We start from the raw sequence: 22,275 nt of genomic DNA on the forward strand, positions 1-22,275 counted from the left end.
CCCGAAGTACTCCACCGCCTCCTTAAGCGGTGGACAGCGTGCCACCAGTAAGCCACAATGTGAGGCAATGGGCAAGGGGTTGCCCAGAAATTTTTCTCGGGGGAGGTATTTTCCATGACTCGCGCACTCGCGCATTCTGTCCGTGTCACCGTCCGTATCCACGCAGGCCAGACCCGCAAAGAAGCGGATATCTCACTGCCGCTTTCGTCCAGCCTCGGGGAGGTGCTGGGGGAGCTGCTCGTGCTTGTCGACGTTCCCCCAGCACCCATCCTGTGGCGCGCCACTACCGCGGCGGGCAAGACCATATCGATGACCACGCCGCTGGATCGCACCAGCGTGGAAGAAGGCTCCGTGCTGGTGCTCAGCCCTGATGCACCGGCGCCAGCACCCATCGTGCGCGACGCCGCGGAAGCATTAGCCGCCGATGTCTCCGCCACGCAGCTTTCTGGCCTGGCTGGGCTGTGGGGTGTGGCGGGCCTTATCGCCGGCGGTGGGCTCCTTGCCGCAACACTGTCCCCCACGGTCGGCTGCGCCGCCACTGCACTCCTCGCCCTCGTTCTTGCGGTATGGACGCGGCGAGGATCTCTGCTCGCCACCGCGCACGTCGCCGCGGGGCTGGCGGGCGGGTTAGCCACTGGCGCAGCATTTGTCGCTGGACCTGCAGGTACCGCGGTGCCGGCGGCACCCGTCGTGGGGGCCGCGACCGCCGTCGGTGCGACGGCGGTGCTCTCCCACCTGGTACGCATCGGCGGGCTGCGGGACCGGGCTACTGCCGCGACGTGGTGCCTGCTCGTGCTCGTCGGTCTCCTCGGCCCCGCCCCGCTCCTCGCAGCCACCGTGGGCCTGTTGGCGGGCGCTCCCCTGCTGACCACGCGGCTGGCGGGTTTGCGCGTGCCGCAGCTTCCCACCGCCGGGCAAGACTTAAGCATCTCGGACGAGGTACCCACCGATAACGCGCTCGCTGCCCGGCGCGCCGGGCAGGCCTACGAGGGCATCGCGGTGGGCTGCGCGGTGGCGGGTGCCCCTGCCCTGCTCCTCGTCACATTGAACGCCAACGCGGCGGCAACCCAGGGGGCCTCCCAAGCGCTGTGTGTAAGTATCGCTGGCGGGGTCATCGTGCATGCAGCACGCCATGCCCGGCCCATTGCTGCGTGGGCACTGGGAATCTATGGCCTCGCCGCTGCTAGTGCCTCGGTGGCTGTGCCACTACACGAGTGGCAGCGGCTTTCTGCGCCAACCACGGAAACATGGGTGCTCAGCGTCGTCGCGGGGCTCATCGTTGTAGCCATGCTGTCAGTACCGGTGTGGGCAGGCAAGCTACGGCAGATTGAGCCGACCACCATCGTGTGGTTCGAGCGCGCCGAAGCCCTCGCACTGGCTGCGTGTTTGCCGCTCGCCGCACACCTGGCTGGGCTTTTCGAGTTCATTAGGGGGTTGGGCTCATGACAGCTCTAATTAGAATCGGCGCCGCCAGCGCTGCTCTTGGCGCTGGTCTGGCGTGGGGGTCCTGCGTGTTGTCCGGGCCGGTAGCTGCTGCCCGCGAGCCAGACACCGCGTGCGCGGAGGCTACCCTCGCCGCGGAAGGGCCACAGCCTTCCGCACAATACTCGGACTATCGCGCGCGGCTGCATTCTTTTGCCACGGGTGCCGGGGTGAAGGTCGCGGTCATCGACACCGGAGTGGCCGCGCACCCCCAGCTGCGCGTGACACCGGGAGCGGACTTCGTAACCCCAGACGAGCCCGACCCGCTGCGAGACTGTGACCTGCACGGCACGGTGGTGGCCGGGGTCATCGCAGGAAGAGAGCTCGGCGTGGCCCCGGATGCGGAAATCTACGCCATCCGGCAAACCAGTTCGCATTTCAGGCAACCGGCGCCGGATAACTCGGCAGGGGCCGATGGTTCAGCGGAGGAAGACCACGGTTCCGGAACGCTGGCCAGCCTGGCTGCTGCCATCGAGGATGCCGTGAACGCGGGAGCTCAGGTCATCAACGTCTCCGTCGTGTCCTGCGTCCCGCCGGATGCCGCCTCACGGGTGGATCGATCGGGCTTGGACGCAGCGCTGCAGCGCGCGGAGGACGCTGGGGCGGTGGTGGTGGCGGCGTCGGGAAACGCGACATCCGGTGGCTGTGAACAAGGTGATGTGGTCTTCCCCGCCGTGGCGGATACTGTCCTCGCGGTTGGCGCCCTAGCCACCCCGTACGACCTTGCGGATTACTCCATCGCTGCACCTCTCAGCGCAGAGGGCAACGTACCACTCGCCTTGGAACCCGGCGGCGGCTGGGCCAGTGCCAAGGGGGATACCCTCTTTCAAGGCACGTCTTTCGCCGCGCCCCTGGTCAGCGGAACGCTCGCTCTGCTGGTGCAGCGCTACCCCGACGAGTCCCCGGCGCAGCTGCGCCAACGCGTCATCGATTCCGCCGAGCCCGGCCACGGGGTGGTCGATCCCCTCACCGCGGTGACCTTTCGTCCTGCGGCCGAAACCCGCGAGGAGCGTTCCTTTGCGGTGACACCACTGACAGCACCGGCCGCCCAAGGCTGGCCTATGGTGCGCCTACTCCTCGGGGCCCTGGGGTTCCTCGTCCTCGTGGCTGTTATCAGTGCTCATTCTTTAAGGCCTCCGCGCGGCTCAAGGCAGAACCTTCCGGCAGCAGACGCAGAATCTCCCACGGCACCTGCTCCGGTTCCCCCAGGCCCAGCGCGTTTAGCTCCCCGGCGCTAGCCAGCTCGTGGCGCCTGCCGGTGGCAGAGACCACGTGATAACCATGCCCGCTGTCTACGCCCACGCCCGCCCGCAGACCGGCGAAACGCTGCGCCGCCGAATCACCCGGCAAGTCCACGGTGGCTGACACCGGGCGCGTCATACCGGCTCCATGCTGGTGCGTCGCGCACAACCAGCCCTGCTCAGGAGACAGGAAGTCCATGCGGGTAGCCGGGAGGTTGAAGGTCGGTGGGACGTCGCCAAGCGCGGCTACCTCCTGCGACTGTGCCGGCAAACGCTGCGCGCCCATGCCGACGAGCATCTCCGCCTGGGTGGGAGTGATGGCGAAAACGCCCTGCTCCGTTCGCGCCCACAGCTGTTCGCCGGTATCCAGAATCTCTGGTGGCGCGGCTGGGAAACTCAGCGGCTCCAGTTCGGCGAAGGCATTGAGTAACTCCGCGGGCACGCTCCACACCGCCGTCTCCGCGGTCATCCCCAAGGCGCGGCGCAGTACCCTGCCTTGCGTGCTCGTGGCCTCGGGCAACACGACGCGCCCTTGGCCGGTGAGCAACCACTGCGTGCCCTCGGATTCCGCCACGGCGGCATGCTCTTCGTCGAACCCGGGAACGGCGTGGTGCGCCACCACGGTCACGGTGCCGACGCGACTGCTGGACTGCCAGTTCTCCCCTTCGGTGGATTCCTCCAAGCAGGCTGACCAGCTTGGCTCCTCCCCTGTCGCAGCGGCAAGGAGGTTCGGGGCATCCGCAATCCCCAGCGGGGTGCCTAAGCTTATCTGGTCTAGAAAGCTATCCCCGGCCGCATGTGGCTCCACCGCTTCGTTGGCAATGAGCCGGGCCGACGCCAGGTTAGCCACCGGGTGGTAGGTGCCATCGACCAGAGCTAAAAGCTGTCCCTCCGCAGAGCGGACCACGGGCGCATCCCCGGGTTGCGGATCCGGTTGCATCCACGCAATGAGCCCCGAACCGAGGCTAAGGAATGCGACTGCAGCTACTCCACCGAGCAGTGCGCGCCGTCGCCGCTTCAGCGGATCATGGATCATCCTGATATCCCCGAACACCAAGCCGTGCTCGAGCCGACGCAGTAGAAACTTGTGCCCGGATACCTGGGCCTTGGTAGTAGGCAACGCGCGTGCCATGAAAATCCTCCCCGAATCAGTGCACCACCCTCCCTGGTGCAGTGGGGTCTAGATTAACCCAACTCCGTGTCCTCCGCAGCGCGACGGCTGCGAGTCATCTTCGCGCGTGCAGCCAATTGGTCTGCGTCGGGATAGTCCACGCCAACCAGGCTCAGCCCTGCGGCCGGGGCGAGGGGAATCTGGGAGGACCTGCTGGTTTCCTGAAGCATCTGGGCCGCGAACTCCACATCGCGGGAACCTTCGCCCACTCGCAGGCAGCATCCCACGAGGCAGCGCACCATGGACCAACAGAAGGCATCGGCGCTAACGTGTGCCTCATAAAGCTTCGGTTCTGCGGGCGTTGAGACGTCCTTCCACTCGAAGGCGAGCAACTCGCGGATGGTCGTGGCGTGTGGCTTGGCCTTGCAGAAGGCCACGAAATCGTTGAGACCCACCAACTGATCGGCGGCGGCCTGCATTAGGTCCAGGTCCACCGGCTTGAGCCACGTTGCGGTGTCCCGAGCGCGGGTCGGCAGCGCGCCGCGCGGATGAGTGGTGATGCGGTAGACGTAATGGCGGCGCAGGGCGGAAAAACGTGCGTCGAAATCGTGCGACACCTCGGTGCAGGCGTGCACGCGGACGTCGACCGGCAGCAGCTTGGCCAAGCGCCGGACCAGTTTGGCGGGATCGCCATCGATGCTGCGCTGACTTAGTGCGGCGCGAGTGGTGTCGAAGTGCGCCACCTGACCGCTGGCATGCACGCCCGCGTCGGTGCGCCCAGCCACCGTGAGCTCCACCGGGTGGCGCAAAACCATGGCCAGCTTCTCCTCGATGGTCTGCTGTACCGTGCGAAGGCCGTCCTTTTGACGGGCCCACCCGTGGAAGTCGGTGCCGTCATAGGCCAAGTCCAGTCGCAGGCGAACGCTTTCACTCATGGGGGTTGATGATACCGTGCGCTCGATCTGCCGTGGGGACTACGTCGATGGTCCGTTTTAACAAATAGTGGCCTGAAAAGTGCAATTCTTGGACCCTTATTTGTTAAAACGGTACTTCATCCAGAGCACGGCTCCCCTCTCTGCGCCGTGGCGCGGAGAAAACGACAAAGGCCCGCGCCCCACCGCAGTGGTGAGCGCGGGCCTTGCCTAGACCTCAGAAGAATTACTTCTCCTCGGTGGTCTCCTCAGCCTCAGCCTCAGCCTCGGTAGCCTCAGCGGATTCAGCCTCAGCCTCTTCAGCCTTAGCTTCCTCAGCCTGCTTGGAAGCAGCAGCGCGAGTAGCGCGGTTTGCCTCGGAGGTCACGGTCTCCTCGAGAACGAGGGAGATCTGGGACATCGGAGCGTTGTCGCCGGAGCGGTTGTCCAGCTTGATGATGCGGGTGTAGCCACCCTCACGGTTCTCAAACTTCGGTGCCAGCTCGTCGAAGAGGTAGGCAACAACATCCTTGTGCGGGATGAGCTTGAGCACTGCGCGACGGTCAGCAACGGTGCCGGCCTTCGCCTTGGTGATGATCTTCTCAGCGTAAGGACGAAGCAGCTTCGCCTTAGCGTCGGTGGTCTTGATTGCGCCGTGCTCGAACAGGCTCGCTGCCATGTTGCTCAGCAGGTGCTTCTGCTGGCTGGCGGAGCCGCCGAGACGCGGACCCTTCTTGGGGGTAGGCATTATGTACTCCTCGTGTGCGGATTAATTGAGCGCGCGACGGGGCGCAAAAAGCCGCGCCGTCACGATTCAGTGGAATTCTTTACTCGGAATCGTCGGAAGCCGGGTCCTTGAAGTCGCCGGTCTCTGCGTCGTAGCCTTCGAGCTGGGTCGGGTCGAAGTCCTCAGGGGTGTCCTTGAGGGCCAGGCCCAGGTTAGCCAGCTTGATCTTTACCTCGTTGATCGACTTCTGACCGAAGTTGCGGATATCCAGCAGGTCCGATTCGGTGCACTCAGCGAGCTCACCGACGGTGTGGATCTCCTGACGCTTCAGGCAGTTGTAGGAGCGGACGGAGAAGTTCAGATCCTCGATCGGCATGCTGTAGGCGGCGATGTACTCCGTCTCCTGCGGGGACGGGCCAATCTCAATGCCCTCAGCAGCGGTGTTCAGCTCGCGAGCCAGGCCGAAGAGCTCGACCAGGGTGCCGCCGGCGGAAGCCAGGGCGTCGCGTGCGGAAATCGAGTTCTTAGTCTCGACGTCGATGATCAGCTTGTCAAAGTCAGTGCGCTGCTCAACACGAGTAGCTTCGACCTTGTAAGAGACCTTCAGCACCGGGGAGTAAATCTGGTCGACCGGAATGCGGCCGATTTCTCCCGAGGTGGCGGCAGCCGGGACGTAGCCACGGCCGCGCTCGACGACGAGTTCCATCTCCAGCTTGGCGGACTCATTCAGCGATGCGATGTGCAGATCCGAGTTGTGGATCTCCACGCCGGCCGGCGGCTGGATATCGCCTGCAGTGACCTCACCCGGGCCTTCCTTGCTCAGGTACATGACCACCGGCTCGTCGGAGTCGGAAGACAGAACCAGACCCTTGACGTTAAGGATGATTTCGGAAACGTCTTCCTTCACACCATTGATGGTGGTGAACTCGTGGAGCACACCGTCAATCTTGATGGAGGTTACTGCCGCGCCCGGGATGGACGAAAGCAGCGTGCGACGAAGCGAGTTACCGAGGGTGTAACCGAAGCCCGGCTCGAGCGGCTCGATAACGAACTTAGAGCGAGACGAGTCGATGAATTCCTCGGTGAGCTGAGGACGCTGGGAAATAAGCATGGAGTTTCTCCTTGTCGGCGCCCGCTATTTGACGCCGGTAGAAGGGGTAAAGATGAAAGTGTCGAAGGATTACTTCGAGTAAAGCTCGACGATGAGCTGCTCTTGCAGCGGAACGTCGATCTGAGCGCGCTCGGGCAGCTGGTGCACGAGGATGCGCAGGGTGTCCGGAACGACCTGCAGCCACGCCGGAACGTTGGCGTCAACCAGGCGGTCCTGAGCCTCTTCGAACCATTCCATCTTCTGGGAACGCTCACGAACATCGATGATGTCGTACTGCGTAACGCGGAAGGAAGGAACGTTGATCTTCTTGCCGTTCACGGTGAAGTGACCGTGGGAGACAAGCTGGCGAGCCTGGCGGCGGGTGTTGGCCAGACCTGCGCGGTAGATCACGTTGTCGAGACGGGACTCGAGCAAAACGACGAGGTTGTCACCGGTCTTGCCCGGAAGGCGGTTAGCCTCGGCGTAGTAGCGGCGGAACTGACGCTCCAGCACACCGTAGGTGTACTTGGCCTTCTGCTTCTCCTGGAGCTGCAGCAGGTACTCAGATTCCTTGATGCGGTTGCGGCCAGCCTGTCCCGGAGGGTACGGGCGACGCTCAAATGCCATGTCGCCGCCGACCAGGTCGACGCGCAGACGGCGGGATACGCGGGTAGCGGGGCCAGTATAACGAGCCATTTTCTTACCTCTTCCTTTCCCTTAAACCTTGCGGCGCTTGGTCGGACGGCAGCCGTTGTGCGGCTGTGGGGTGGCATCCGTGATCGAGGAAACCTCGAGGCCTGCAGCCTGCAGGGAACGGATGGCGGTCTCGCGGCCGGAGCCCGGACCCTTGACGAAAACGTCAACCTTCTTCATACCGTGGTCCATGGCCTTGCGGGCCGCGTTCTCAGCAGCCATCTGCGCTGCGAACGGGGTGGACTTACGGGAACCCTTGAAGCCGACGTGGCCGGAGGATGCCCAGGAGATGACAGCACCGTGCGGGTCCGTGATGGACACGATGGTGTTGTTGAAGGTGGACTTGATGTATGCGTGGCCAGCGGCCACGTTCTTCTTTACGACGCGACGACCACCACGGCGCGCGCCGGAACGAGTCTTGGGTGGCATGTTTTACTTCTTCTTTCCTGCGATCGTCTTCTTCGGACCCTTGCGCGTACGAGCGTTGGTCTTGGTGCGCTGACCACGAACGGGCAGACCACGGCGGTGGCGGATGCCCTGGTAGCAACCGATTTCAATCTTGCGACGAATGTCAGCCTGAACCTGGCGGCGGAGGTCACCCTCGACCTTCCAGGTAGCTTCAATGACGTCACGCAGCGCCGACAGCTGATCGTCGTCGAGGTTGTCGGTGCGCAGGTCGGGAGAAATGCCGGTCTTTTCCAGCAGTTCCTTGGCACGGGAAGGCCCGATGCCGTAGATGTAGGTGAGAGCAACCTCCATGCGCTTGTTGCGCGGGAGGTCAACACCAGCTAGACGTGCCATATGGCTAGTCCTTTCGGGTTGTTACGATGGTTTTCTCCTCATCCGTCCCCCGCCACGCATACGCTTCGACCCGGGCCGTGCCGGGGAAACTGTGGGCATGCTTAGCAGCGTGGGCTCAGGCCATCGCAGCCTGAGGTAAAAAAGGACGCACGAAGGGCGCGTCCCGTGGGTGAGGAGGCTTACAGTCTTTACTTGTAGCGGTAGACGATGCGTCCGCGGGTCAGGTCATAAGGAGACAGCTCCACAACAACGCGATCCTCTGGGAGGATGCGGATGTAGTGCTGACGCATCTTGCCCGAGATGTGGGCAAGAACCTTGTGCCCGTTGTCGAGTTCGACGCGGAACATTGCGTTGGGCAGGGGTTCGACGATGCGACCCTCAACCTCGATTGCGCCTTCCTTAGCCATAACCTCTACTTTTCTGATGGAGTTCTTTTCGCCACGCTTGGCGACGCCTCCACCTGCATGTTTGGTGTCTACTGCCTGGTGTCCTCAGCAGCCAATCCGGCTGCGTACAGACACCAGCACTAAAGCATACGCTGCGAGAACGGGTTTTCCAAATACAGAAACCTCCCGTCGCACTAAAGCGCGGGAGGCAAATGGTGTCTAGCGGTGGCTTGCCCACCGCTACGTCCTAGTAGATGAAGACCTTGGAGCCCATCGGCACATCATTCCAGTAGCGCACGGCATCCTGGTGGGTCAGGCGCACGCAGCCATTGGACTGGTAGGCCGGGGAGCCCTCGTGGAAGGCGTGGCCGTTGTTCGTGAAGTACATTGCGTAAGGCATCGGTGCGTTACCGAATTCCCACGAGATCTCGTCCTTCACCTTACGGTTGATGTAGTACGTGCCGGCCGGGGTTTCCTCACCCGGCTTACCGGTGGACATGCCCTGCGCAACGTAGGTGACGTTGCCGTTGCCGTCCTGCAGCCAGGTACGGCGGCCATCGCGGTCCACGCAGATACGCGCATCTGCCGGGCACGGGCCAACATCGAAGCGCTGCGCCTGACGCTCAGCCTCAGCCTTGCGCGCGGCTTCCTCAGCGGCGGCCTTCTCGCGAGCAATCTGCTCAGCGTGGGCGCGCTCCTCAGCTTCACGAGCAGCGCGAATCTCGGCGTTCTTCTGATCAATCAGCCCCGGGAAGACGAGCTCAATAGCGCCATCGATTACTGGGCGAAGAGCATCGGCTGCCTGCGGGTTAACATTCTGCAGCGCTTCCAGCATTTGGTTGCGGCTAGCCCACGCGTTCTCACGGGTCTGGCCAGCGAACTCATCAAGCTGGGACTGGACGTTGGAGGATAGGGAATCAATAGAGGGGACCGTCTGTGCGTGTGCGGCCGGGGCGACCGAGAGAGTAGCGGTCAGAAGGCCGATTGCGGTGGCTCGGCGTAGGGAGCGAGCACCAGCGCGGGAGCGAATTTTAGACATGGCAAGAAGTATAAACCTTCCGACCATGATTTCCTACCCGAAAGACGTGTTTTAGTAGCGCGGGGTCAGGATTCGGGGACCATTCTCCGTCGCCGCGACGGTGTGCTCCCAGTGCGCCGACCACGATCCATCGAGGGTTACCACGGTCCAGTCATCCTCTAAGACCTCGCTGTCCTCAGTACCCAGGGTCAGCATCGGCTCAATGGCCAACACGGAACCTTCCTGGATGAGGGGACCGCGCCCTGCCTTACCTTCGTTGGCCAGGTAGGGCTCCTCGTGCATCTCTCGGCCGATGCCGTGGCCGCCGTAGCCATCGACGATAAAGAGAGCGACGCCGAACTTATCCTCGGCGCGGTAAGTCGCCTGCTCGAGGGCAGCGGAGACGTCGGTCAGCCGGTTGCCCGGAACCATCGCCTTGAGGCCCTCGTGGAGGACCCATTCGGTGGCGTCGCTCAGCGCCTGCGCTTCGGCGCTGAGCTTGCCGACGCCAAACGTCCACGCACTATCCCCCACCCAGCCGTCGAGGGTGGCACCGCAGTCAATGGAAACCAGGTCCCCCTCAGCCAGCAGCATTTCCTTGCTGGGGATGCCGTGGACGATGACGTCGTTGACGGAAGCGCAGATGGAACCCGGGAACCCGCCGTAGCCCTTGAAGGTGGGCACGGCACCGGCATCGCGGATGGTCTGCTCGGCCACCTCATCGAGTTCCAGCGTGCTCACACCCACCGCTGCGGCAGCGCGTACCGCCTGCAGGGCGCGGCCGACGATCTCGCCGGCCGCCTGCATGGCATCGAGCTCGCCTGGGGTGCGGGCGGGGATGGTTTTAGTGCGTCGTCGAAAAGCCATGGCTTAAAAGGCAGATTACTTGCCCATGGCCTTCAGGGTGCGCTCGTTGATCTCCTCAACGGAACCCTCAGCCTTCACGGAGATGATGGCATCGCCGTAGTGCTCAATAAGCGGGAAGGTCTCCTCGCGGTACACGCCCAGGCGGGTGCGGATGGTCTCCTCGGTGTCGTCTGCACGACCGCGGGCGAGCATGCGCTCGACGACGACGTCCTCGGACACCTCAAAGTTCAACACGCCATCCAGCTTGAGGCCCTTGTCGTCAAGGAGCTTCGCCAGGATGTCGGCCTGCTCCACGGTGCGCGGGAAGCCGTCAAGGAGGAAACCTTCCTTGGCGTCATCCTGGTTAAGGCGGTCCTCTACCATGCGGGCGGTGACGTCAGTCGGCACCAGCTTGCCGGCATCGATGTAGGACTTGGCTTCTACACCAAGCGGGGTGCCCTCACCAATGTTGGCGCGGAAGAGGTCACCGGTGGAGATGTGCGGAACGCCGAGCTTCTCGCTGAGGAGGGCGGCTTGGGTGCCCTTGCCGGCACCGGGAGGGCCAAGGAGTACGTAACGCATTACTTAAGCAGTCCTTCGTAGTTGGATTGTAGAAGCTGGGACTCGATTTGCTTGACCGTAGTCAAGGCAACCGAGACCATAATGAGGATGGCGGTACCACCGAAGGCGGAGGTGCCGCTGGCACCTGCAGTGCCCACGCCGAGGTCCAAGAGGATATTCGGCAGAACAGCGATGAGCGCCAGGTAGATCGAACCGACGAACAGCAGGCGGTTCATCACGAAGCCTAGGTACTCGGCGGTCGGTCGGCCCGGGCGGATACCCGGGATGAATCCACCATACTTCTTCATGTTGTCGGCTTGTTCCGCAGGGTCGTACTGAACCGATACGTAGAAGTAGGAGAAGAAGATGGTGAGCACAAAGTAGAGGACGATGTACTGCCAGGAGCTCGGTGCTTGCAGGTGAGCAATGACGTTGCGCTGCCACCAGTTATCGGAGACACCCGGGGAGCCGGAGTTGACGATCTGGGTGATGAGCACCGGCATGTAGATCAGCGAGGAGGCGAAGATGACCGGGATAACGCCGGCCTGGTTGACCTTCAGCGGCAGGTAGGTTGAAGAACCACCGTACTGGCGGCGGCCCACCATGCGCTTGGCGTACTGCACCGGGATACGGCGCTGGCCCTGCTCGATGAAGGTAATGCCCGCGACGAGAACGATGAGGCCCGTGAGAACCATGGCGAAGACCAGACCACCATTGTTCTGGAAGATGTTGACGCCGTCGGTAGGAAGGCGGGTAGCAATACCGGCGAAAATCAGCAGCGACATGCCGTTGCCGATTCCCTTCTCCGTAATCAGCTCACCCATCCACATCACCAGGATCGCACCAGAGGTCATGGTGATAACGAGCACGACGAGGGTGAAGAAGTTACGGTCCTCCGCCAAGACGCGCACGCCCTGACCCAGGAGCTGCTCGCGGTCCGCCAAGGCCACAATGCCCGCGGACTGCAGCAGGGCCAGCGCAAGGGTGAGGTAACGCGTGTATTGCGTCATCTTCGCCTGACCGGACTGACCCTCCTTCTTCAACTGCTCGAAGTGCGGAATAACCACGGTGAGCAGCTGCACGATAATGGACGCCGTAATGTACGGCATGATGCCGATGGCGAAGATCGACAGCTGCAGCAGCGCACCACCGGAGAACAGGTTGATCACCGAGTACAGGTTTCCGGACTCCTCCGTAAGGTCACGAAGGCGACCGGCGATGGTGGCGTAATCAACGCCCGGCGACGGGATCTGCGCGCCAACGCGGTAGAGAATAATCATCACGAGCGTGAAGATGATTTTCTTCCGCAGGTCGGCATCTTTGAAAGCCTGCAAAATGGCGGACACTACTCAATCCTCCTGGCCTACCGCGCTTGCTGTGCGGTTCGAATTCGCCGCGCACGGGGGTGGATCTCATCTGTTCCCAAAAGTTAAGAACCTTCTTAAGGTCCTTCATAGGAACGCTTGGACAGTTTTGACCCCATTACCCTACCAGCCCCGCCCCCTTTCGCCACATTGGCCCCGCGAAAACCAGGCTTATCCTTCTCGGATTAGTTTCCCCCTTAGCGCCATCGACGCATGAGGCCTACCATGGACCGCGTTGCCCTAAGGCAATGTCCTTACAACATTTCTACGTCTTTTCGACCTCTCAAGCGGCGCCCCGGGGCGCCACAGAGTATGGCCGTCTTCTATCTGCCTAACCTTAATCCGAAAGTAGTATGTAGTTTTATGAGTAAGCGATTCTCCCCAATGACCGTGGCTGAGATCATCGATACCTTCGTTCCCAGCCCCAACCCCTTCCGCTGGGAAGCTTTCGACGGTTCCGCAACCGGCCCAGCCGACGCGCAGTTCACCGTCAAAATTAATAACCTGCAGGGTCTGGCCTACATCGCCACACACCCGGGCGATGTAGGCTTCGCCCGCGCCTACGTCACCGACGGAATCACCGTCGAGGGGGAACACCCGGCACACCCCTACGGCATCTTCGACGCCTTGCACGCAATGTATGACAAGTTCTCCCGCCCGGACGCGAAAACCCTTGCCCGCGTCGCGCGTTCCTTGGCTTCGATGGGCGCTTTTCAAATCCAGCCGGTCCCGGATGTCGAGCGTGCCTCGTGGCTGCGCCGCAAGCTCCATGAGGGGCTGTCCAAACACTCCAAGGAGCGCGACGCAGAAGTCATCTCCGATCACTATGACGTGGGCAACGACTTCTACGAGCTCTTCCTCGGCGACTCGATGACGTACACCTGCGCCTACTACCCCTCCCCTGACGCCACGCTGGACGAGGCCCAAGAAAACAAGTACCGACTCATCTTCGACAAGCTGCGCCTCAAGGAGGGCGACCGCCACCTGGACGTCGGCTGTGGCTGGGGCGGGATGGTGCGCTACGCCGCCAAGCGCGGCGTGAAGTCACTCGGTGTGACCTTGTCCAAGGAACAGGCTGAATGGGGCCAAGCCAAGATTAAGGAGGAGGGTCTCGAAGACCTGGCGGAAATCCGCTTCCTGGACTACCGCGACGTCACCGAGGAAGGCTTCGACGCCATCTCCGCCATTGGACTGCTGGAGCATATCGGAGTCAAGAACTACCTGGACTTCTTCAGCTTCCTCCACGGCAAGCTCAAGCCGGGTGGTGTGATGCTCAACCACTGCATCACCTACCCGGATAACCACAAGACGCCGAAAGGCGGGTTCATCGACCGCTACATCTTCCCCGATGGCGAGCTTTCCGGATCCGGCACCATTACCAAGTCCATGCAGGATGCCGGCTTCGAGGTCGTCCACACGGAATCCCTCCGCTTCGACTACATGCGCACGCTGCATGATTGGTGCGAAAACCTCAAGGAGAACTGGGAGGAGGCCTGCTCGCTAGTGGGCCTTCCCACTGCCCGCCTGTGGGCCATCTACATGGCCGGCTCCGAGTGGGGCTTTGAGCACAACATCATCAACCTGTACCACTTCTTGGGCGTCAAACTGGGTGATGCTGGCTCCCGCGCCGGCGTGCCCGAGCGCCGCTGGTGGGAAGATTCGCGCTTCTAAAGACTTAAAGGAGTTTTATGTTGACAGATCTCATCCGCAATCACCGCAGCGTCGACGCAGTAGAGATTCCGCCGGTGGGCTGGAAGGCGCATGAGGAGGGCGTCGACAAGCTCCTGCGTAGCTTCCACGCGGTGCCGAAGGATAAGCGCGTACGTTTGGCGAAGAAGACCTCGAACCTCTTCCGCGGGCGCAGCGAGCAGCAGGCGGGCCTCGATGTGTCCGGCCTGGGTGGTGTGATTGAGGTCGATCCCATCGCACAGACCGCCGAGGTCCAGGGCATGTGCACCTACGAGGACCTCGTCGACGCCACCCTGCCGCACGGCCTCATGCCCTTTGTTGTGCCACAGCTCAAGACGATTACGCTGGGCGGCGCCGTGACGGGCATGGGAGTGGAGTCCACGAGCTTCCGCGATGGACTCCCGCATGAATCCGTCCTAGAGATGGACATCCTGACCGGCACGGGCGAGATTATCACGTGCTCACGCGAGGAGAACGTCGATCTCTTCCGCCTCTTCCCCAACTCCTACGGTTCGCTGGGCTATGCGGTGCGCCTCAAGATTGAGCTGCGCGCGGTCAAGCCTTACGTGGAGCTGCGTCAGGTGCGCTTCAACGACCTCAACTCACTCACGCACGCGCTTGACGACGTCTCCCGCACCCGCACCTACGACGACGTCGAGGTCCACGGCCTCGATGGCGTGGTCTTCTCACCGGAGGAGTCATACCTCGTCATGGCCCGTTTTACGGATGTGGAAGGGCCAACCTCGGACTACACGCGGGAGAAAATCTTTTATCGCAGCCTCCAGCACACGCGCGGGATCCGGCGCGACCGCCTCACGGTGCGCGACTACATCTGGCGCTGGGACACGGATTGGTTCTGGTGCTCGCGCGCGTTCGGCGCGCAAAACCCGCGCGTCCGCAAGGTGTGGCCGCGACAGCTGCGTCGTAGTTCCTTCTACTGGAAGCTCGTGCGCCTAGACCGCAAGTACGAGCTGGAGTACAACTTCATCAAGAAGCCGAAGGGTCTGCCCCGCGGCGAGCGCGTGGTCCAGGACATCGAGGTCACACCGGACAATCTGCCGAAATTCTTGGATTGGTTCTTCCAAGCCTCCGATATCCAACCGGTGTGGCTCTGTCCGATTCGGCTGCGCGAGGGCGTGGAGGACCTCATCGGCACCGGCTCGCTTGCCGCCGATTCCCCGGCCCCGTGGCCGCTCTACCCCCTGCGCCCAGGACAGACCTGGATCAACGTCGGTTTTTGGTCCGGTGTCGAGGGCAATCACGTCAACCCCTCCGCCCCAGGCAATGGCGCCTTTAACCGCCTCATCGAGGCCAAGGTCAGCGAACTCGGCGGACATAAATCCCTGTACTCAGAGGCCTTCTACTCCCCCGAAGAATTTGCCGAGCTCTACGGCGGCGACCTGCCGGAGCGCATCAAGGCCGTGACCGACCCTGATGATCGCTTCCCGGGCCTCTACGAGAAGACGGTCAACGACGCCTAACGCCCCCGCATAAATTTCTCACCATAAGGTTCCTCTCAAAAGGCATTAATACCTTTTGAGAGATGCCTTTTGCGGGGCCCGCGGGGTAAATCCCCAGGTCAACACATAACGCTCAAGCCATAAGGTGCCCCTCAAAAGGTACTAATGCCTTTTGCGCCCCTCCTGATGCAAACCCCCAGGTCAACACATAACCCTCAAGCCATAAGGCGCCCCTCAAAAGATACTAATGCCTTCTGCGGCCTGCTGGCGTGGCCCGAAAACACCAAAGCCCTCCCGAAGGCCACCGAAAGGTGGCGCCGCGGGAGGGCGGTGGCTCTCGCAGAGCCTGTAAGAGAATTACTTGGTTGCGGTGGCGGTGCCGCCAGCAGCCTCGATCTTCTCGACAGCAGACTTGGAGAACTTGTCAGCGGTGACGTTCAACTTAACGTTGATGTCGCCGTTGCCCAGAACCTTGACCGGCTGGTTCTTGCGAACCAGGCCAGCAGCGACGATGTCCGCAACGGTGACGTCGCCACCGTTAGCGAAAGCCTCTGCGAGGTCAGCAACGTTGACTACCTGGTACTCAACGTGGTTCGGGTTCTTGAAGCCCTTGAGCTTCGGCAGACGCATGTGGATCGGCATCTGGCCACCCTCGAAAGCAGCGGAAACCTGCTTACGAGCACCGGTGCCCTTGGTACCGCGACCAGCGGTCTTACCCTTGGATGCCTCACCGCGGCCGACGCGGGTCTTGGGCTTGTTGGAGCCTGCGGCCGGGCGCAGGTCGTGGAGCTTGATGATATCAGCCATGGTTTACTCCCCTGCCACTTCTTCGACGGTGACCAGGTGACGCACCTTGTGAACCATACCGCGGATGATCGGGGTGTCCTGCTTAACTACAGAGTGACCGATGCGCTTGAGACCAAGCGACTCCATGTTTGCGCGGTGGTTCGGCTTGGTGCCCACAAGGCCCTTTACCTGAGTAATCTTCAGAGCCATTGCTTATGCCTCCTGACCTGCGCGCTTGCGCAGCATCTGGGCCGGTGCGACGTCCTCGAGGGATTTGCCACGACGTGCGGCAACTTCCTCCGGACGAACCAGCTGCTTGAGGCCGTCCACGGTAGCGCGGACGACGTTGAGAGCGTTGTCGGAGCCCAGGGACTTCGACAGAATGTCCTGCACGCCAGCGCACTCAAGCACCGGACGAGCAGCACCGCCGGCGATGACACCGGTACCCGGAGCGGCCGGCTTCATCATGACGATGCCAGCTGCGTCGCGACCCTCAACCGGGTGGGTAATGGTGCCAGCAATCATCGGGACGCGGAAGAAGTTCTTGCGAGCCTCTTCTGCACCCTTCTGGATTGCGGCCGGGACTTCCTTGGCCTTGCCGTAGCCGACGCCCACCATGCCCTGGCCGTCGCCAACGACGACGAGAGCGGTGAAGGACATGTTGCGGCCACCCTTAACGGTCTTAGCGACGCGGTTGATGGTCACAACGCGCTCGATGTACTTATCGCGCTCGTTGTCCTGCTGGTTGCGGCGGTCGTTACGACGGCCGTTGTTGCGACCCTTGCGGTCGTTGTTGTTCTCGGCGGAGCGTCCGCCGTCACGCTGTTCACGGTCCGACATTAGGCGTTCCTTCCGTTGATGTTTCCGTATGCCTTAATCATTAGAACTGCAGACCACCTTCGCGAGCGGCGTCGGCCAGCGCAGCAACGCGGCCGTGGTACTTGTAGCCTGCACGGTCGAAGACGACCTGCTCGATGCCAGCAGCCTTGGCGCGCTCAGCGATGAGCTGGCCTACCTTGGCAGCCTTGGCCTTCTTATCGCCCTCGAGTGCACGCACGTCGGCTTCCATGGAGGAAGCGGCAGCCAGGGTGTGGCCGGCCAGGTCGTCGATGACCTGAACGTGCATGTGGCGGGAGGAGCGGTGAACGACCAGACGCGGTGCCTCAGGGGTGCCGCGGAGGGTCTTACGGATGCGGAAGTGGCGGCGCGCGCGTGCTTCACGACGACGCGAGGAAATGTCCTTGCCAACCGGGGTGCGCTTTGCGTTTTCAGTGTTAGCCATTGCTTACTTACCCGTCTTTCCGACCTTGCGGCGGACCTGCTCGCCGTCGTAGCGAATACCCTTGCCCTTGTAAGGATCGTCCTTACGCAGGCGGCGGATGTACGCGGCGACCTGTCCAACCAGTTGCTTGTCAATACCAGATACGGAGAGCTTGGTTGCGCCATCCACAGCGAAGGTGATGCCCTCCGGAGCCTCGATGAGGATCGGGTGGGAGTAGCCCAGAGAAAACTCCAGGTCCTTGCCCTTCTGCTGGACACGGTAACCGACACCGAAGATTTCCATCTTCTTGGTGTAGCCCTCGGTCACGCCAACAACGGCGTTGTTGACCAGGGAGCGGGATAGACCGTGCAGGGCGCGGTTCTTGCGGTCGTCATCCGGACGGGAGACCTTGATCTCATCGTCCTCGACGGCTGCGGTGATCGGCTCCGGCAGCTCAACCTCGAGGGTGCCCTTGGAACCCTTAACGTTGACAACCTGGCCGTTGATGGTGATCTCGACGCCCTTCGGGACGGCGATAGGTGCTAGACCGATACGAGACATGTGTCAATCCTCCCTTACCAGACGTAGGCGAGAACTTCTCCGCCTACACCCTTCTCCTGAGCCTGACGGTCGGTAAGCAGACCCTGAGACGTGGAAATAATGGCCACGCCCAGGCCGCCCAGAACCTGCGGCAGTTCGGTGGACTTTGCGTACACACGCAGACCCGGCTTAGACACGCGACGCAGACCCGAGAGGGAACGCTCACGGTTGTTGTACTTAAGCTCGAGGGTCAGCTCGTGGCCCTCGACGGAGTAGTCAGCGATGTAGCCTTCCTGCTTCAAGATCTCAGCGATGTTCGCCTTGATCTTGGAGGTCGGCATCGACACGACGTCGTGGTGCGCATTAGATGCGTTGCGCACGCGCGACAGCATGTCGGCAATAGGATCAGTCATAGTCATATGAGTGACCTGTAACCTTTCTCGTTGCGGTTCCCGTAATGCTCACCAAAGCGTTTTCCGTGTGATTTCGGGCTACTCACGCTCCCCGCGGTCAATACCGCGAGGCGCTCGCCACCCTTTGATACAGACAACGGTCCGCTATCTACGGCGAGGGGCCTACAACAAAGTAGATGTGTTCAATTCTTCCGGCTTGGCACGTTTCCGCACCTCCTGCGCTGTTTTCGTGGCGCAGGAGTGGAAAAATGCAAGTCCGTCGGCTTACTCTACCCGTTGACATGCTGTTTTCCAAAACGCGTTAGCATGAGAAGTCATGAGTGAAACACCCGACCCCATCCGCACCGCCCACCAATGGCTCCAGGAGGCCGCCGAGCTTCTCGACGTCTCCCCGACCGACGCCACCGCCCTCGTCACTGAGTTGCTGGATTTGACCAAGGATGTTGCCCACACCCAGTCCCGCCCTGCCGCTCCCCTAACGGCTTACCTGGTGGGGCTCGCGTCCAAGGACACCGCTGAGGCCCGCGCCCACATCGCCACATTGAAGGAGGCCCTTAACCGATGAGCGGGCGCATCAACGCCACCTTTGCCGTAACCAAGGTGCGCCTCGATGAGAACGGGCAGGTCACCCAGGTAGATACCCGCGGCGATACCGTCGCCGGCGAAGAGCCGCTGGAGATCCGCGTGGGCGGGCAGACGCTGACGACGACGATGCGCACGCCGGGACACGACGTCGAGCTAGCGCATGGTTTTCTTCATTCCGAAGGACACATCGAGAAGGTCAGCGATGTCCGGGAGGCCCGCTATTGCGCTGGCGCCTCGGTGGACGGGCGCAACCCCTATAATCTGCTCGATGTGGAGCTGGCTAACCCGCACGCCATCACGCTGGCTGATCTGCGCCTGACCACCACCACATCCGCCTGCGGGGTGTGCGGCACCTCCTCCATCGAGGCGCTGATGAAGCAGAGCCGCTACGAGATTCCGCGGGTGCCGGTGGATCCGGGGGTCGTCGCCACGCTGCCCGAGGCCCTCAAGCGGGAGCAGAAACAGTTCCGCAAGACCGGCGGCATTCACGCCGCTGGGGCCTTTACTCTCGACGGCGAGCCCGTCGTCGTCCGCGAGGACGTGGGCCGCCACAACGCGGCCGACAAGGTCATTGGCCACCTGCTCATGGAAGGCATGCTCCCCGCCTCCGACCTCATCCTGGTGATGAGCTCGCGTGCGAGCTTCGAGCTGGTCAACAAAGCTGCCATGGCCGGCTTCGGCATGCTCGTTGCGGTCTCCGCCGCTTCCTCCCTAGCCGTGGAAACCGCCCGGGAGACCGGCATGGCGCTGGTTGGCTTCGCGCGCGGCGACCGCTTCAACCTCTACTCGGGCGAACTTAATCGCGGTACGCTTCCGGGCCAGAGTTAAGCCAGGCGTACACGCCGCCAATAAGGAAGCCGCCGCCGATGAGGTTTCCCACCCACACGATGGACCAGTTGGCCAGGACCGCACCGAGAGTAAACCCCTCAGGCAGCGGGCTCGCACAGAAGAAGGTCAAGGTCATCAGGCAGAAGTTGGCGATAACGTGCTCCAGGCCTAGGCCCACAAAGCAGGCGATGATCGGCACGATGACGAAGAACTTGGACACCACATCCTTGGCAAAGACCGCGCCGACGATAGCCATGTTGACCACGAAGTTGGCCAGCATGGCCTCCACCAGCAGTCCGCCGGGGCCCTTGATGAGCTTGCCCATCGCGAGGTTGGCAATGAGATGGTTCGGATCGATTCCGCCCAGCTTGGCGGACATTCCCATGGCCGCAGCGAACAAGGCGGCACCAACCAGGTTGAACAGCGTCGTCACCACGAGCAGCCACAGGCCCTTGCCCCAACCCACCTGCTTAGTCACGGCACCATAGACCATGTACATCATGTTGCCGGTAGCCAGCTCCGCGCCAAGAAGGACGATGGCAAAAAGGCCCAAGCCGAACAGGCAGGCAAAGACCAGCGAGCCCAGGCCTTCCACATGCTTCTCGACGCCCATCCCCATCACCGCAGCAAACGCCGTACCGATGGCGAGGTACACACCCGCCAGGGTGGAGCGCACAGCGAACCGGCCAAAGGACTCGTCGAGCAACGCAACCTTTTTCTTTACCGCGGCTGCCGAAGCATCATTCAGGGACATCATTCACCTCAGGGGAATCGTTAGTTCGCAGACGCCAGTAGTTTACTCCCCGCTTGTTCGAACCTCATAGGAAGCGATGACTCTGCCTTGCCCCTAGAACGCAATATCTCCGTCCTGACCCAAAAGGCATGCAAGCGCAAAAATCCCCGGCCTCCTTACGGAGTACCGGGGATGCTCTTCACCTATGTATTAGGCGGAAGAATTCGCTACGTTACTTGAACGGGAAGCCGAGCTCGCGCAGGAGCTTGCGGCCCTCCTCGTCGTTGGTAGCGGAGGTCACGACGGTGATGTCCATACCACGCGGGCGGTCCACCTTGTCGATGTCGATCTCGTAGAACATGGTCTGCTCGGTGAGGCCGAAGGTGTAGTTGCCGTGGCCGTCGAACTGCTGGTCGGAGAGACCGCGGAAGTCGCGAATACGCGGCAGCGCGATGGTCAGCAGGCGGTCCAGGAACTCCCACATACGGTCGCCGCGCAGGGTAACGCGTGCACCGATGGGCATGCCCTCACGGAGCTTGAAGTTAGCGATGGACTTCTTAGCGCGGCGTACCTGCGGCTTCTGGCCGGTGATAGCGGTAAGGTCCTCGAGAGCACCGTTGATCATCTTGGAGTCGCGGGCAGCGTCGCCCACACCCATGTTGACAACGACCTTGGTGACGCCCGGAATCTGCATCACATTGTCGTACTTGAACTCTTCGTTCAGAGCCTTCTTGATTTCCTCGCGGTAGCGGGTCTTCAGACGCGGAGTGTAGTTCTCGCTCATGTTAGATGTCCTTCCCGTTGCTACGTGCGATGCGGACCTTCTTGCCGTTTTCGTCGAAACGGTAGCCCACGCGGGTCGGGTTGCCCTCGGAGTCAACGATCGCAACGTTGGACACGTGGATCGGAGCTTCCTGGGTAACGATTCCGCCGGACTCGGCACCACGCTCGGTAGCAGAGTTAGCAACGTGCTTCTTGACGCGGTTGACGCCCTCAACGAGGACCTTGTCGCGCTTCGGGTATGCCTCGATGACCTTGCCCTTCGCGCCCTTGTCCGGGCCCGAAATAACGATCACCATATCGCCCTTATGAATCTTCATAAGACTAGATCACCTCCGGTGCGAGAGAAACGATCTTCATGAAGCGCTTGTCACGAAGTTCGCGAGCAACCGGGCCGAAGATGCGGGTACCGCGCGGCTCGTTGTCACCCTTGAGAATAACTGCGGCGTTTTCATCGAATGCGATGTAGGAGCCGTCCGGACGACGGGTCTCCTTCTTGGCACGGACGATGACGGCCTTGACGATGTCGCCTTCCTTTACGTTGCCACCCGGGATGGCTTCCTTGACAGTGGCGACGACGATGTCACCAATGCCAGCGAAACGTCGAACGGAGCCGCCGAGAACGCGGATGACGAGGATCTCTCGTGCACCGGAGTTGTCGGCGACGCGCAGACGCGATTCTTGCTGAATCACTATGGGTCTCCTGACCTGGATTAACGTGCGTCAAGATTTCCGTCCTTGACACACCTGGTCTACTTGCTTACGTGGCACAGGCTGTGCGACGAACTCGCTGTTCACAGCGGTCGAAGGGTCTCGGTGCGGCGATTCGGAAACGCATCGCGCTGCACCGACCGGCCATATGCAACCCATACATTCAAGCATGCTCGCCGCCGTTTCCCCAAATCGCGCGCTGCACCACTTCCCTGCTCCATGGCACACCCCGGCTGCCCGACGAGGCCCCCATCGGCA

General features: G+C 62.0%; 27 protein-coding genes and 1 pseudogene. 6 read left to right on the forward strand and 22 right to left on the reverse strand.

Annotated features, from left to right (window positions below; genetic code table 11):
- The first annotated feature begins 114 nt into the window (after positions 1-114).
- Both eccD and HMPREF2993_RS13215 read left to right on the forward strand, forming a co-directional pair.
- The gene (gene eccD, locus HMPREF2993_RS10115; RefSeq protein ID WP_070702197.1) at positions 115-1,446 is read left to right on the forward strand and encodes a type VII secretion integral membrane protein EccD; all 1,332 of its coding nucleotides are present in this window, start codon (positions 115-117) and stop codon (positions 1,444-1,446) included.
- Positions 1,443-2,411, forward strand: a pseudogene (locus HMPREF2993_RS13215) (S8 family serine peptidase); the annotation flags it as partial. The gene eccD and the pseudogene HMPREF2993_RS13215, both read left to right, overlap by 4 nt.
- 184 nt (positions 2,412-2,595) lie before the next feature.
- On the opposite strand, the gene eccB reads toward HMPREF2993_RS13215, so the two are convergent.
- The 12 genes from eccB to secY all read right to left on the reverse strand — a co-directional run bounded on the left by eccB (position 2,596) and on the right by secY (position 12,213).
- Entirely contained in the window at positions 2,596-3,855 is a 1,260-nt protein-coding gene (eccB, locus tag HMPREF2993_RS10120; protein ID WP_070702199.1) for a type VII secretion protein EccB, read from the reverse strand.
- 53 nt (positions 3,856-3,908) lie between these two features.
- The gene (truA, locus tag HMPREF2993_RS10125; RefSeq protein ID WP_070702201.1) at positions 3,909-4,769 is read right to left on the reverse strand and encodes a tRNA pseudouridine(38-40) synthase TruA; all 861 of its coding nucleotides are present in this window, start codon (positions 4,767-4,769) and stop codon (positions 3,909-3,911) included.
- 223 nt (positions 4,770-4,992) lie between these two features.
- Positions 4,993-5,493 carry a 50S ribosomal protein L17 gene (gene rplQ, locus HMPREF2993_RS10130; RefSeq protein ID WP_046648456.1) on the reverse strand — a complete coding sequence of 167 codons (501 nt, stop codon included), beginning with the start codon at positions 5,491-5,493 and terminating at the stop codon, positions 4,993-4,995.
- 79 nt (positions 5,494-5,572) lie between these two features.
- Entirely contained in the window at positions 5,573-6,583 is a 1,011-nt protein-coding gene (locus HMPREF2993_RS10135; protein ID WP_010189530.1) for a DNA-directed RNA polymerase subunit alpha, read from the reverse strand.
- Positions 6,584-6,652: 69 nt separating this feature from the next.
- Positions 6,653-7,258: a 30S ribosomal protein S4 gene (gene rpsD, locus HMPREF2993_RS10140; RefSeq protein WP_010189536.1), complete on the reverse strand. Its 606-nt coding sequence runs from the start codon at positions 7,256-7,258 to the stop codon at positions 6,653-6,655.
- A 21-nt stretch (positions 7,259-7,279) separates the two neighbouring features.
- Positions 7,280-7,684 carry a 30S ribosomal protein S11 gene (gene rpsK, locus HMPREF2993_RS10145; RefSeq protein WP_010189540.1) on the reverse strand — a complete coding sequence of 135 codons (405 nt, stop codon included), beginning with the start codon at positions 7,682-7,684 and terminating at the stop codon, positions 7,280-7,282.
- Between the two features lie 3 nt (positions 7,685-7,687).
- Positions 7,688-8,056, reverse strand: coding sequence for a 30S ribosomal protein S13 (gene rpsM / locus HMPREF2993_RS10150; protein WP_039673764.1), 369 nt, complete (start codon positions 8,054-8,056; stop codon positions 7,688-7,690).
- 188 nt (positions 8,057-8,244) lie between these two features.
- Complete coding sequence (gene infA, locus HMPREF2993_RS10155) at positions 8,245-8,463, reverse strand: translation initiation factor IF-1 (protein WP_003854422.1); 219 nt, start codon at positions 8,461-8,463, stop codon at positions 8,245-8,247.
- Between the two features lie 226 nt (positions 8,464-8,689).
- Entirely contained in the window at positions 8,690-9,481 is a 792-nt protein-coding gene (locus HMPREF2993_RS10160; protein WP_070702203.1) for a L,D-transpeptidase, read from the reverse strand.
- A gap of 51 nt (positions 9,482-9,532) precedes the next feature.
- On the reverse strand, positions 9,533-10,327 hold the full coding sequence (gene map / locus HMPREF2993_RS10165; RefSeq protein WP_046648458.1) for a type I methionyl aminopeptidase: 795 nt from the start codon (positions 10,325-10,327) through the stop codon (positions 9,533-9,535).
- A 15-nt stretch (positions 10,328-10,342) separates the two neighbouring features.
- Positions 10,343-10,888 carry an adenylate kinase gene (locus HMPREF2993_RS10170; RefSeq protein WP_046648459.1) on the reverse strand — a complete coding sequence of 182 codons (546 nt, stop codon included), beginning with the start codon at positions 10,886-10,888 and terminating at the stop codon, positions 10,343-10,345.
- Complete coding sequence (gene secY, locus HMPREF2993_RS10175; protein WP_046648460.1) at positions 10,888-12,213, reverse strand: preprotein translocase subunit SecY; 1,326 nt, start codon at positions 12,211-12,213, stop codon at positions 10,888-10,890. The genes HMPREF2993_RS10170 and secY overlap by 1 nt, the downstream gene beginning before the upstream one ends.
- Before the next feature lie 381 nt (positions 12,214-12,594).
- Here secY and HMPREF2993_RS10180 point away from each other — a divergent pair, with 381 nt between their 5' ends.
- Together HMPREF2993_RS10180 and HMPREF2993_RS10185 are read left to right on the forward strand one after the other, a co-directional pair.
- Positions 12,595-13,902, forward strand: coding sequence for a class I SAM-dependent methyltransferase (locus tag HMPREF2993_RS10180; protein WP_070702205.1), 1,308 nt, complete (start codon positions 12,595-12,597; stop codon positions 13,900-13,902).
- A 17-nt stretch (positions 13,903-13,919) separates the two neighbouring features.
- Complete coding sequence (locus HMPREF2993_RS10185; RefSeq protein ID WP_070702207.1) at positions 13,920-15,401, forward strand: FAD-binding oxidoreductase; 1,482 nt, start codon at positions 13,920-13,922, stop codon at positions 15,399-15,401.
- 336 nt (positions 15,402-15,737) lie between these two features.
- Here HMPREF2993_RS10185 and rplO read toward each other — a convergent pair whose 3' ends face one another.
- Genes rplO through rpsH form a run of 6 tightly spaced genes read right to left on the reverse strand, consistent with a single transcriptional unit; the run spans position 15,738 to position 18,386 of the window.
- Positions 15,738-16,187: a 50S ribosomal protein L15 gene (gene rplO / locus HMPREF2993_RS10190; RefSeq protein WP_070511323.1), complete on the reverse strand. Its 450-nt coding sequence runs from the start codon at positions 16,185-16,187 to the stop codon at positions 15,738-15,740.
- 3 nt (positions 16,188-16,190) lie between these two features.
- Positions 16,191-16,376 carry a 50S ribosomal protein L30 gene (gene rpmD, locus HMPREF2993_RS10195; RefSeq protein WP_010189565.1) on the reverse strand — a complete coding sequence of 62 codons (186 nt, stop codon included), beginning with the start codon at positions 16,374-16,376 and terminating at the stop codon, positions 16,191-16,193.
- Positions 16,377-16,379: 3 nt separating this feature from the next.
- Entirely contained in the window at positions 16,380-17,006 is a 627-nt protein-coding gene (gene rpsE / locus HMPREF2993_RS10200) for a 30S ribosomal protein S5 (RefSeq protein WP_046648464.1), read from the reverse strand.
- Between the two features lie 40 nt (positions 17,007-17,046).
- Positions 17,047-17,448 carry a 50S ribosomal protein L18 gene (gene rplR, locus HMPREF2993_RS10205; RefSeq protein WP_046648465.1) on the reverse strand — a complete coding sequence of 134 codons (402 nt, stop codon included), beginning with the start codon at positions 17,446-17,448 and terminating at the stop codon, positions 17,047-17,049.
- Positions 17,449-17,451: 3 nt separating this feature from the next.
- On the reverse strand, positions 17,452-17,988 hold the full coding sequence (gene rplF, locus HMPREF2993_RS10210; RefSeq protein ID WP_049157327.1) for a 50S ribosomal protein L6: 537 nt from the start codon (positions 17,986-17,988) through the stop codon (positions 17,452-17,454).
- Between the two features lie 14 nt (positions 17,989-18,002).
- Positions 18,003-18,386: a 30S ribosomal protein S8 gene (gene rpsH / locus HMPREF2993_RS10215; protein ID WP_049157329.1), complete on the reverse strand. Its 384-nt coding sequence runs from the start codon at positions 18,384-18,386 to the stop codon at positions 18,003-18,005.
- Positions 18,387-18,696: 310 nt separating this feature from the next.
- Between rpsH and HMPREF2993_RS10220 the strand changes: the two genes are divergently transcribed.
- Together HMPREF2993_RS10220 and fdhD are read left to right on the forward strand one after the other, a co-directional pair.
- Positions 18,697-18,945, forward strand: a complete 249-nt coding sequence (locus HMPREF2993_RS10220; RefSeq protein ID WP_070702209.1) for a DUF6457 domain-containing protein — start codon at positions 18,697-18,699, stop codon at positions 18,943-18,945.
- Positions 18,942-19,793: a formate dehydrogenase accessory sulfurtransferase FdhD gene (gene fdhD / locus HMPREF2993_RS10225; protein WP_070702211.1), complete on the forward strand. Its 852-nt coding sequence runs from the start codon at positions 18,942-18,944 to the stop codon at positions 19,791-19,793. Before HMPREF2993_RS10220 ends, fdhD begins: the two co-directional genes overlap by 4 nt.
- On the opposite strand, the gene HMPREF2993_RS10230 is transcribed toward fdhD, so the two are convergent.
- The 4 genes from HMPREF2993_RS10230 to rplN all read right to left on the reverse strand — a co-directional run bounded on the left by HMPREF2993_RS10230 (position 19,762) and on the right by rplN (position 21,999).
- The gene (locus HMPREF2993_RS10230) at positions 19,762-20,547 is read right to left on the reverse strand and encodes a formate/nitrite transporter family protein (RefSeq protein WP_070511317.1); all 786 of its coding nucleotides are present in this window, start codon (positions 20,545-20,547) and stop codon (positions 19,762-19,764) included. The genes fdhD and HMPREF2993_RS10230 overlap by 32 nt on opposite strands.
- 211 nt (positions 20,548-20,758) lie before the next feature.
- Positions 20,759-21,310: a 50S ribosomal protein L5 gene (rplE, locus tag HMPREF2993_RS10235; protein ID WP_046648471.1), complete on the reverse strand. Its 552-nt coding sequence runs from the start codon at positions 21,308-21,310 to the stop codon at positions 20,759-20,761.
- 1 nt (position 21,311) lies between these two features.
- Entirely contained in the window at positions 21,312-21,626 is a 315-nt protein-coding gene (gene rplX, locus HMPREF2993_RS10240) for a 50S ribosomal protein L24 (protein WP_005527724.1), read from the reverse strand.
- 4 nt (positions 21,627-21,630) lie between these two features.
- Positions 21,631-21,999 (reverse strand): 50S ribosomal protein L14, encoded by a 369-nt coding sequence (gene rplN / locus HMPREF2993_RS10245; protein ID WP_070527799.1) that lies wholly within the window; start codon positions 21,997-21,999, stop codon positions 21,631-21,633.
- Between the last annotated feature and the right edge of the window lie 276 nt (positions 22,000-22,275).

The sequence above is a fragment of the Corynebacterium sp. HMSC068G04 genome, from assembly GCF_001814885.1.
GTDB classification, from domain to species: domain Bacteria; phylum Actinomycetota; class Actinomycetes; order Mycobacteriales; family Mycobacteriaceae; genus Corynebacterium; species Corynebacterium hiratae.

Coding starts and splice junctions, on each gene's coding strand:
- eccB (WP_070702199.1), bottom strand. CDS start 3,855: ATGGCACGCGCGTTGCCTACTACCAAGGCCCAGGTATCCGGGCACAAG.
- rplE (WP_046648471.1), bottom strand. CDS start 21,310: ATGAGCGAGAACTACACTCCGCGTCTGAAGACCCGCTACCGCGAGGAA.
- HMPREF2993_RS10170 (WP_046648459.1), bottom strand. CDS start 10,888: ATGCGTTACGTACTCCTTGGCCCTCCCGGTGCCGGCAAGGGCACCCAA.
- truA (WP_070702201.1), bottom strand. CDS start 4,769: ATGAGTGAAAGCGTTCGCCTGCGACTGGACTTGGCCTATGACGGCACC.
- infA (WP_003854422.1), bottom strand. CDS start 8,463: ATGGCTAAGGAAGGCGCAATCGAGGTTGAGGGTCGCATCGTCGAACCC.
- rplX (WP_005527724.1), bottom strand. CDS start 21,626: ATGAAGATTCATAAGGGCGATATGGTGATCGTTATTTCGGGCCCGGAC.
- fdhD (WP_070702211.1), top strand. CDS start 18,942: ATGAGCGGGCGCATCAACGCCACCTTTGCCGTAACCAAGGTGCGCCTC.
- eccD (WP_070702197.1), top strand. CDS start 115: ATGACTCGCGCACTCGCGCATTCTGTCCGTGTCACCGTCCGTATCCAC.
- HMPREF2993_RS10135 (WP_010189530.1), bottom strand. CDS start 6,583: ATGCTTATTTCCCAGCGTCCTCAGCTCACCGAGGAATTCATCGACTCG.
- rplO (WP_070511323.1), bottom strand. CDS start 16,187: ATGGCTGATATCATCAAGCTCCACGACCTGCGCCCGGCCGCAGGCTCC.
- rplR (WP_046648465.1), bottom strand. CDS start 17,448: ATGGCTAACACTGAAAACGCAAAGCGCACCCCGGTTGGCAAGGACATT.
- HMPREF2993_RS10180 (WP_070702205.1), top strand. CDS start 12,595: ATGAGTAAGCGATTCTCCCCAATGACCGTGGCTGAGATCATCGATACC.
- rpsD (WP_010189536.1), bottom strand. CDS start 7,258: ATGGCTCGTTATACTGGCCCCGCTACCCGCGTATCCCGCCGTCTGCGC.
- map (WP_046648458.1), bottom strand. CDS start 10,327: ATGGCTTTTCGACGACGCACTAAAACCATCCCCGCCCGCACCCCAGGC.
- HMPREF2993_RS10220 (WP_070702209.1), top strand. CDS start 18,697: ATGAGTGAAACACCCGACCCCATCCGCACCGCCCACCAATGGCTCCAG.
- HMPREF2993_RS10185 (WP_070702207.1), top strand. CDS start 13,920: ATGTTGACAGATCTCATCCGCAATCACCGCAGCGTCGACGCAGTAGAG.
- HMPREF2993_RS10160 (WP_070702203.1), bottom strand. CDS start 9,481: ATGTCTAAAATTCGCTCCCGCGCTGGTGCTCGCTCCCTACGCCGAGCC.
- rpmD (WP_010189565.1), bottom strand. CDS start 16,376: ATGGCTCTGAAGATTACTCAGGTAAAGGGCCTTGTGGGCACCAAGCCG.
- rpsK (WP_010189540.1), bottom strand. CDS start 7,684: ATGCCACCCAAGACTCGTTCCGGCGCGCGCCGTGGTGGTCGTCGCGTC.
- rpsE (WP_046648464.1), bottom strand. CDS start 17,006: ATGTCGGACCGTGAACAGCGTGACGGCGGACGCTCCGCCGAGAACAAC.
- rpsH (WP_049157329.1), bottom strand. CDS start 18,386: ATGACTATGACTGATCCTATTGCCGACATGCTGTCGCGCGTGCGCAAC.
- rpsM (WP_039673764.1), bottom strand. CDS start 8,056: ATGGCACGTCTAGCTGGTGTTGACCTCCCGCGCAACAAGCGCATGGAG.
- HMPREF2993_RS10230 (WP_070511317.1), bottom strand. CDS start 20,547: ATGTCCCTGAATGATGCTTCGGCAGCCGCGGTAAAGAAAAAGGTTGCG.
- rplQ (WP_046648456.1), bottom strand. CDS start 5,493: ATGCCTACCCCCAAGAAGGGTCCGCGTCTCGGCGGCTCCGCCAGCCAG.
- rplF (WP_049157327.1), bottom strand. CDS start 17,988: ATGTCTCGTATCGGTCTAGCACCTATCGCCGTCCCGAAGGGCGTCGAG.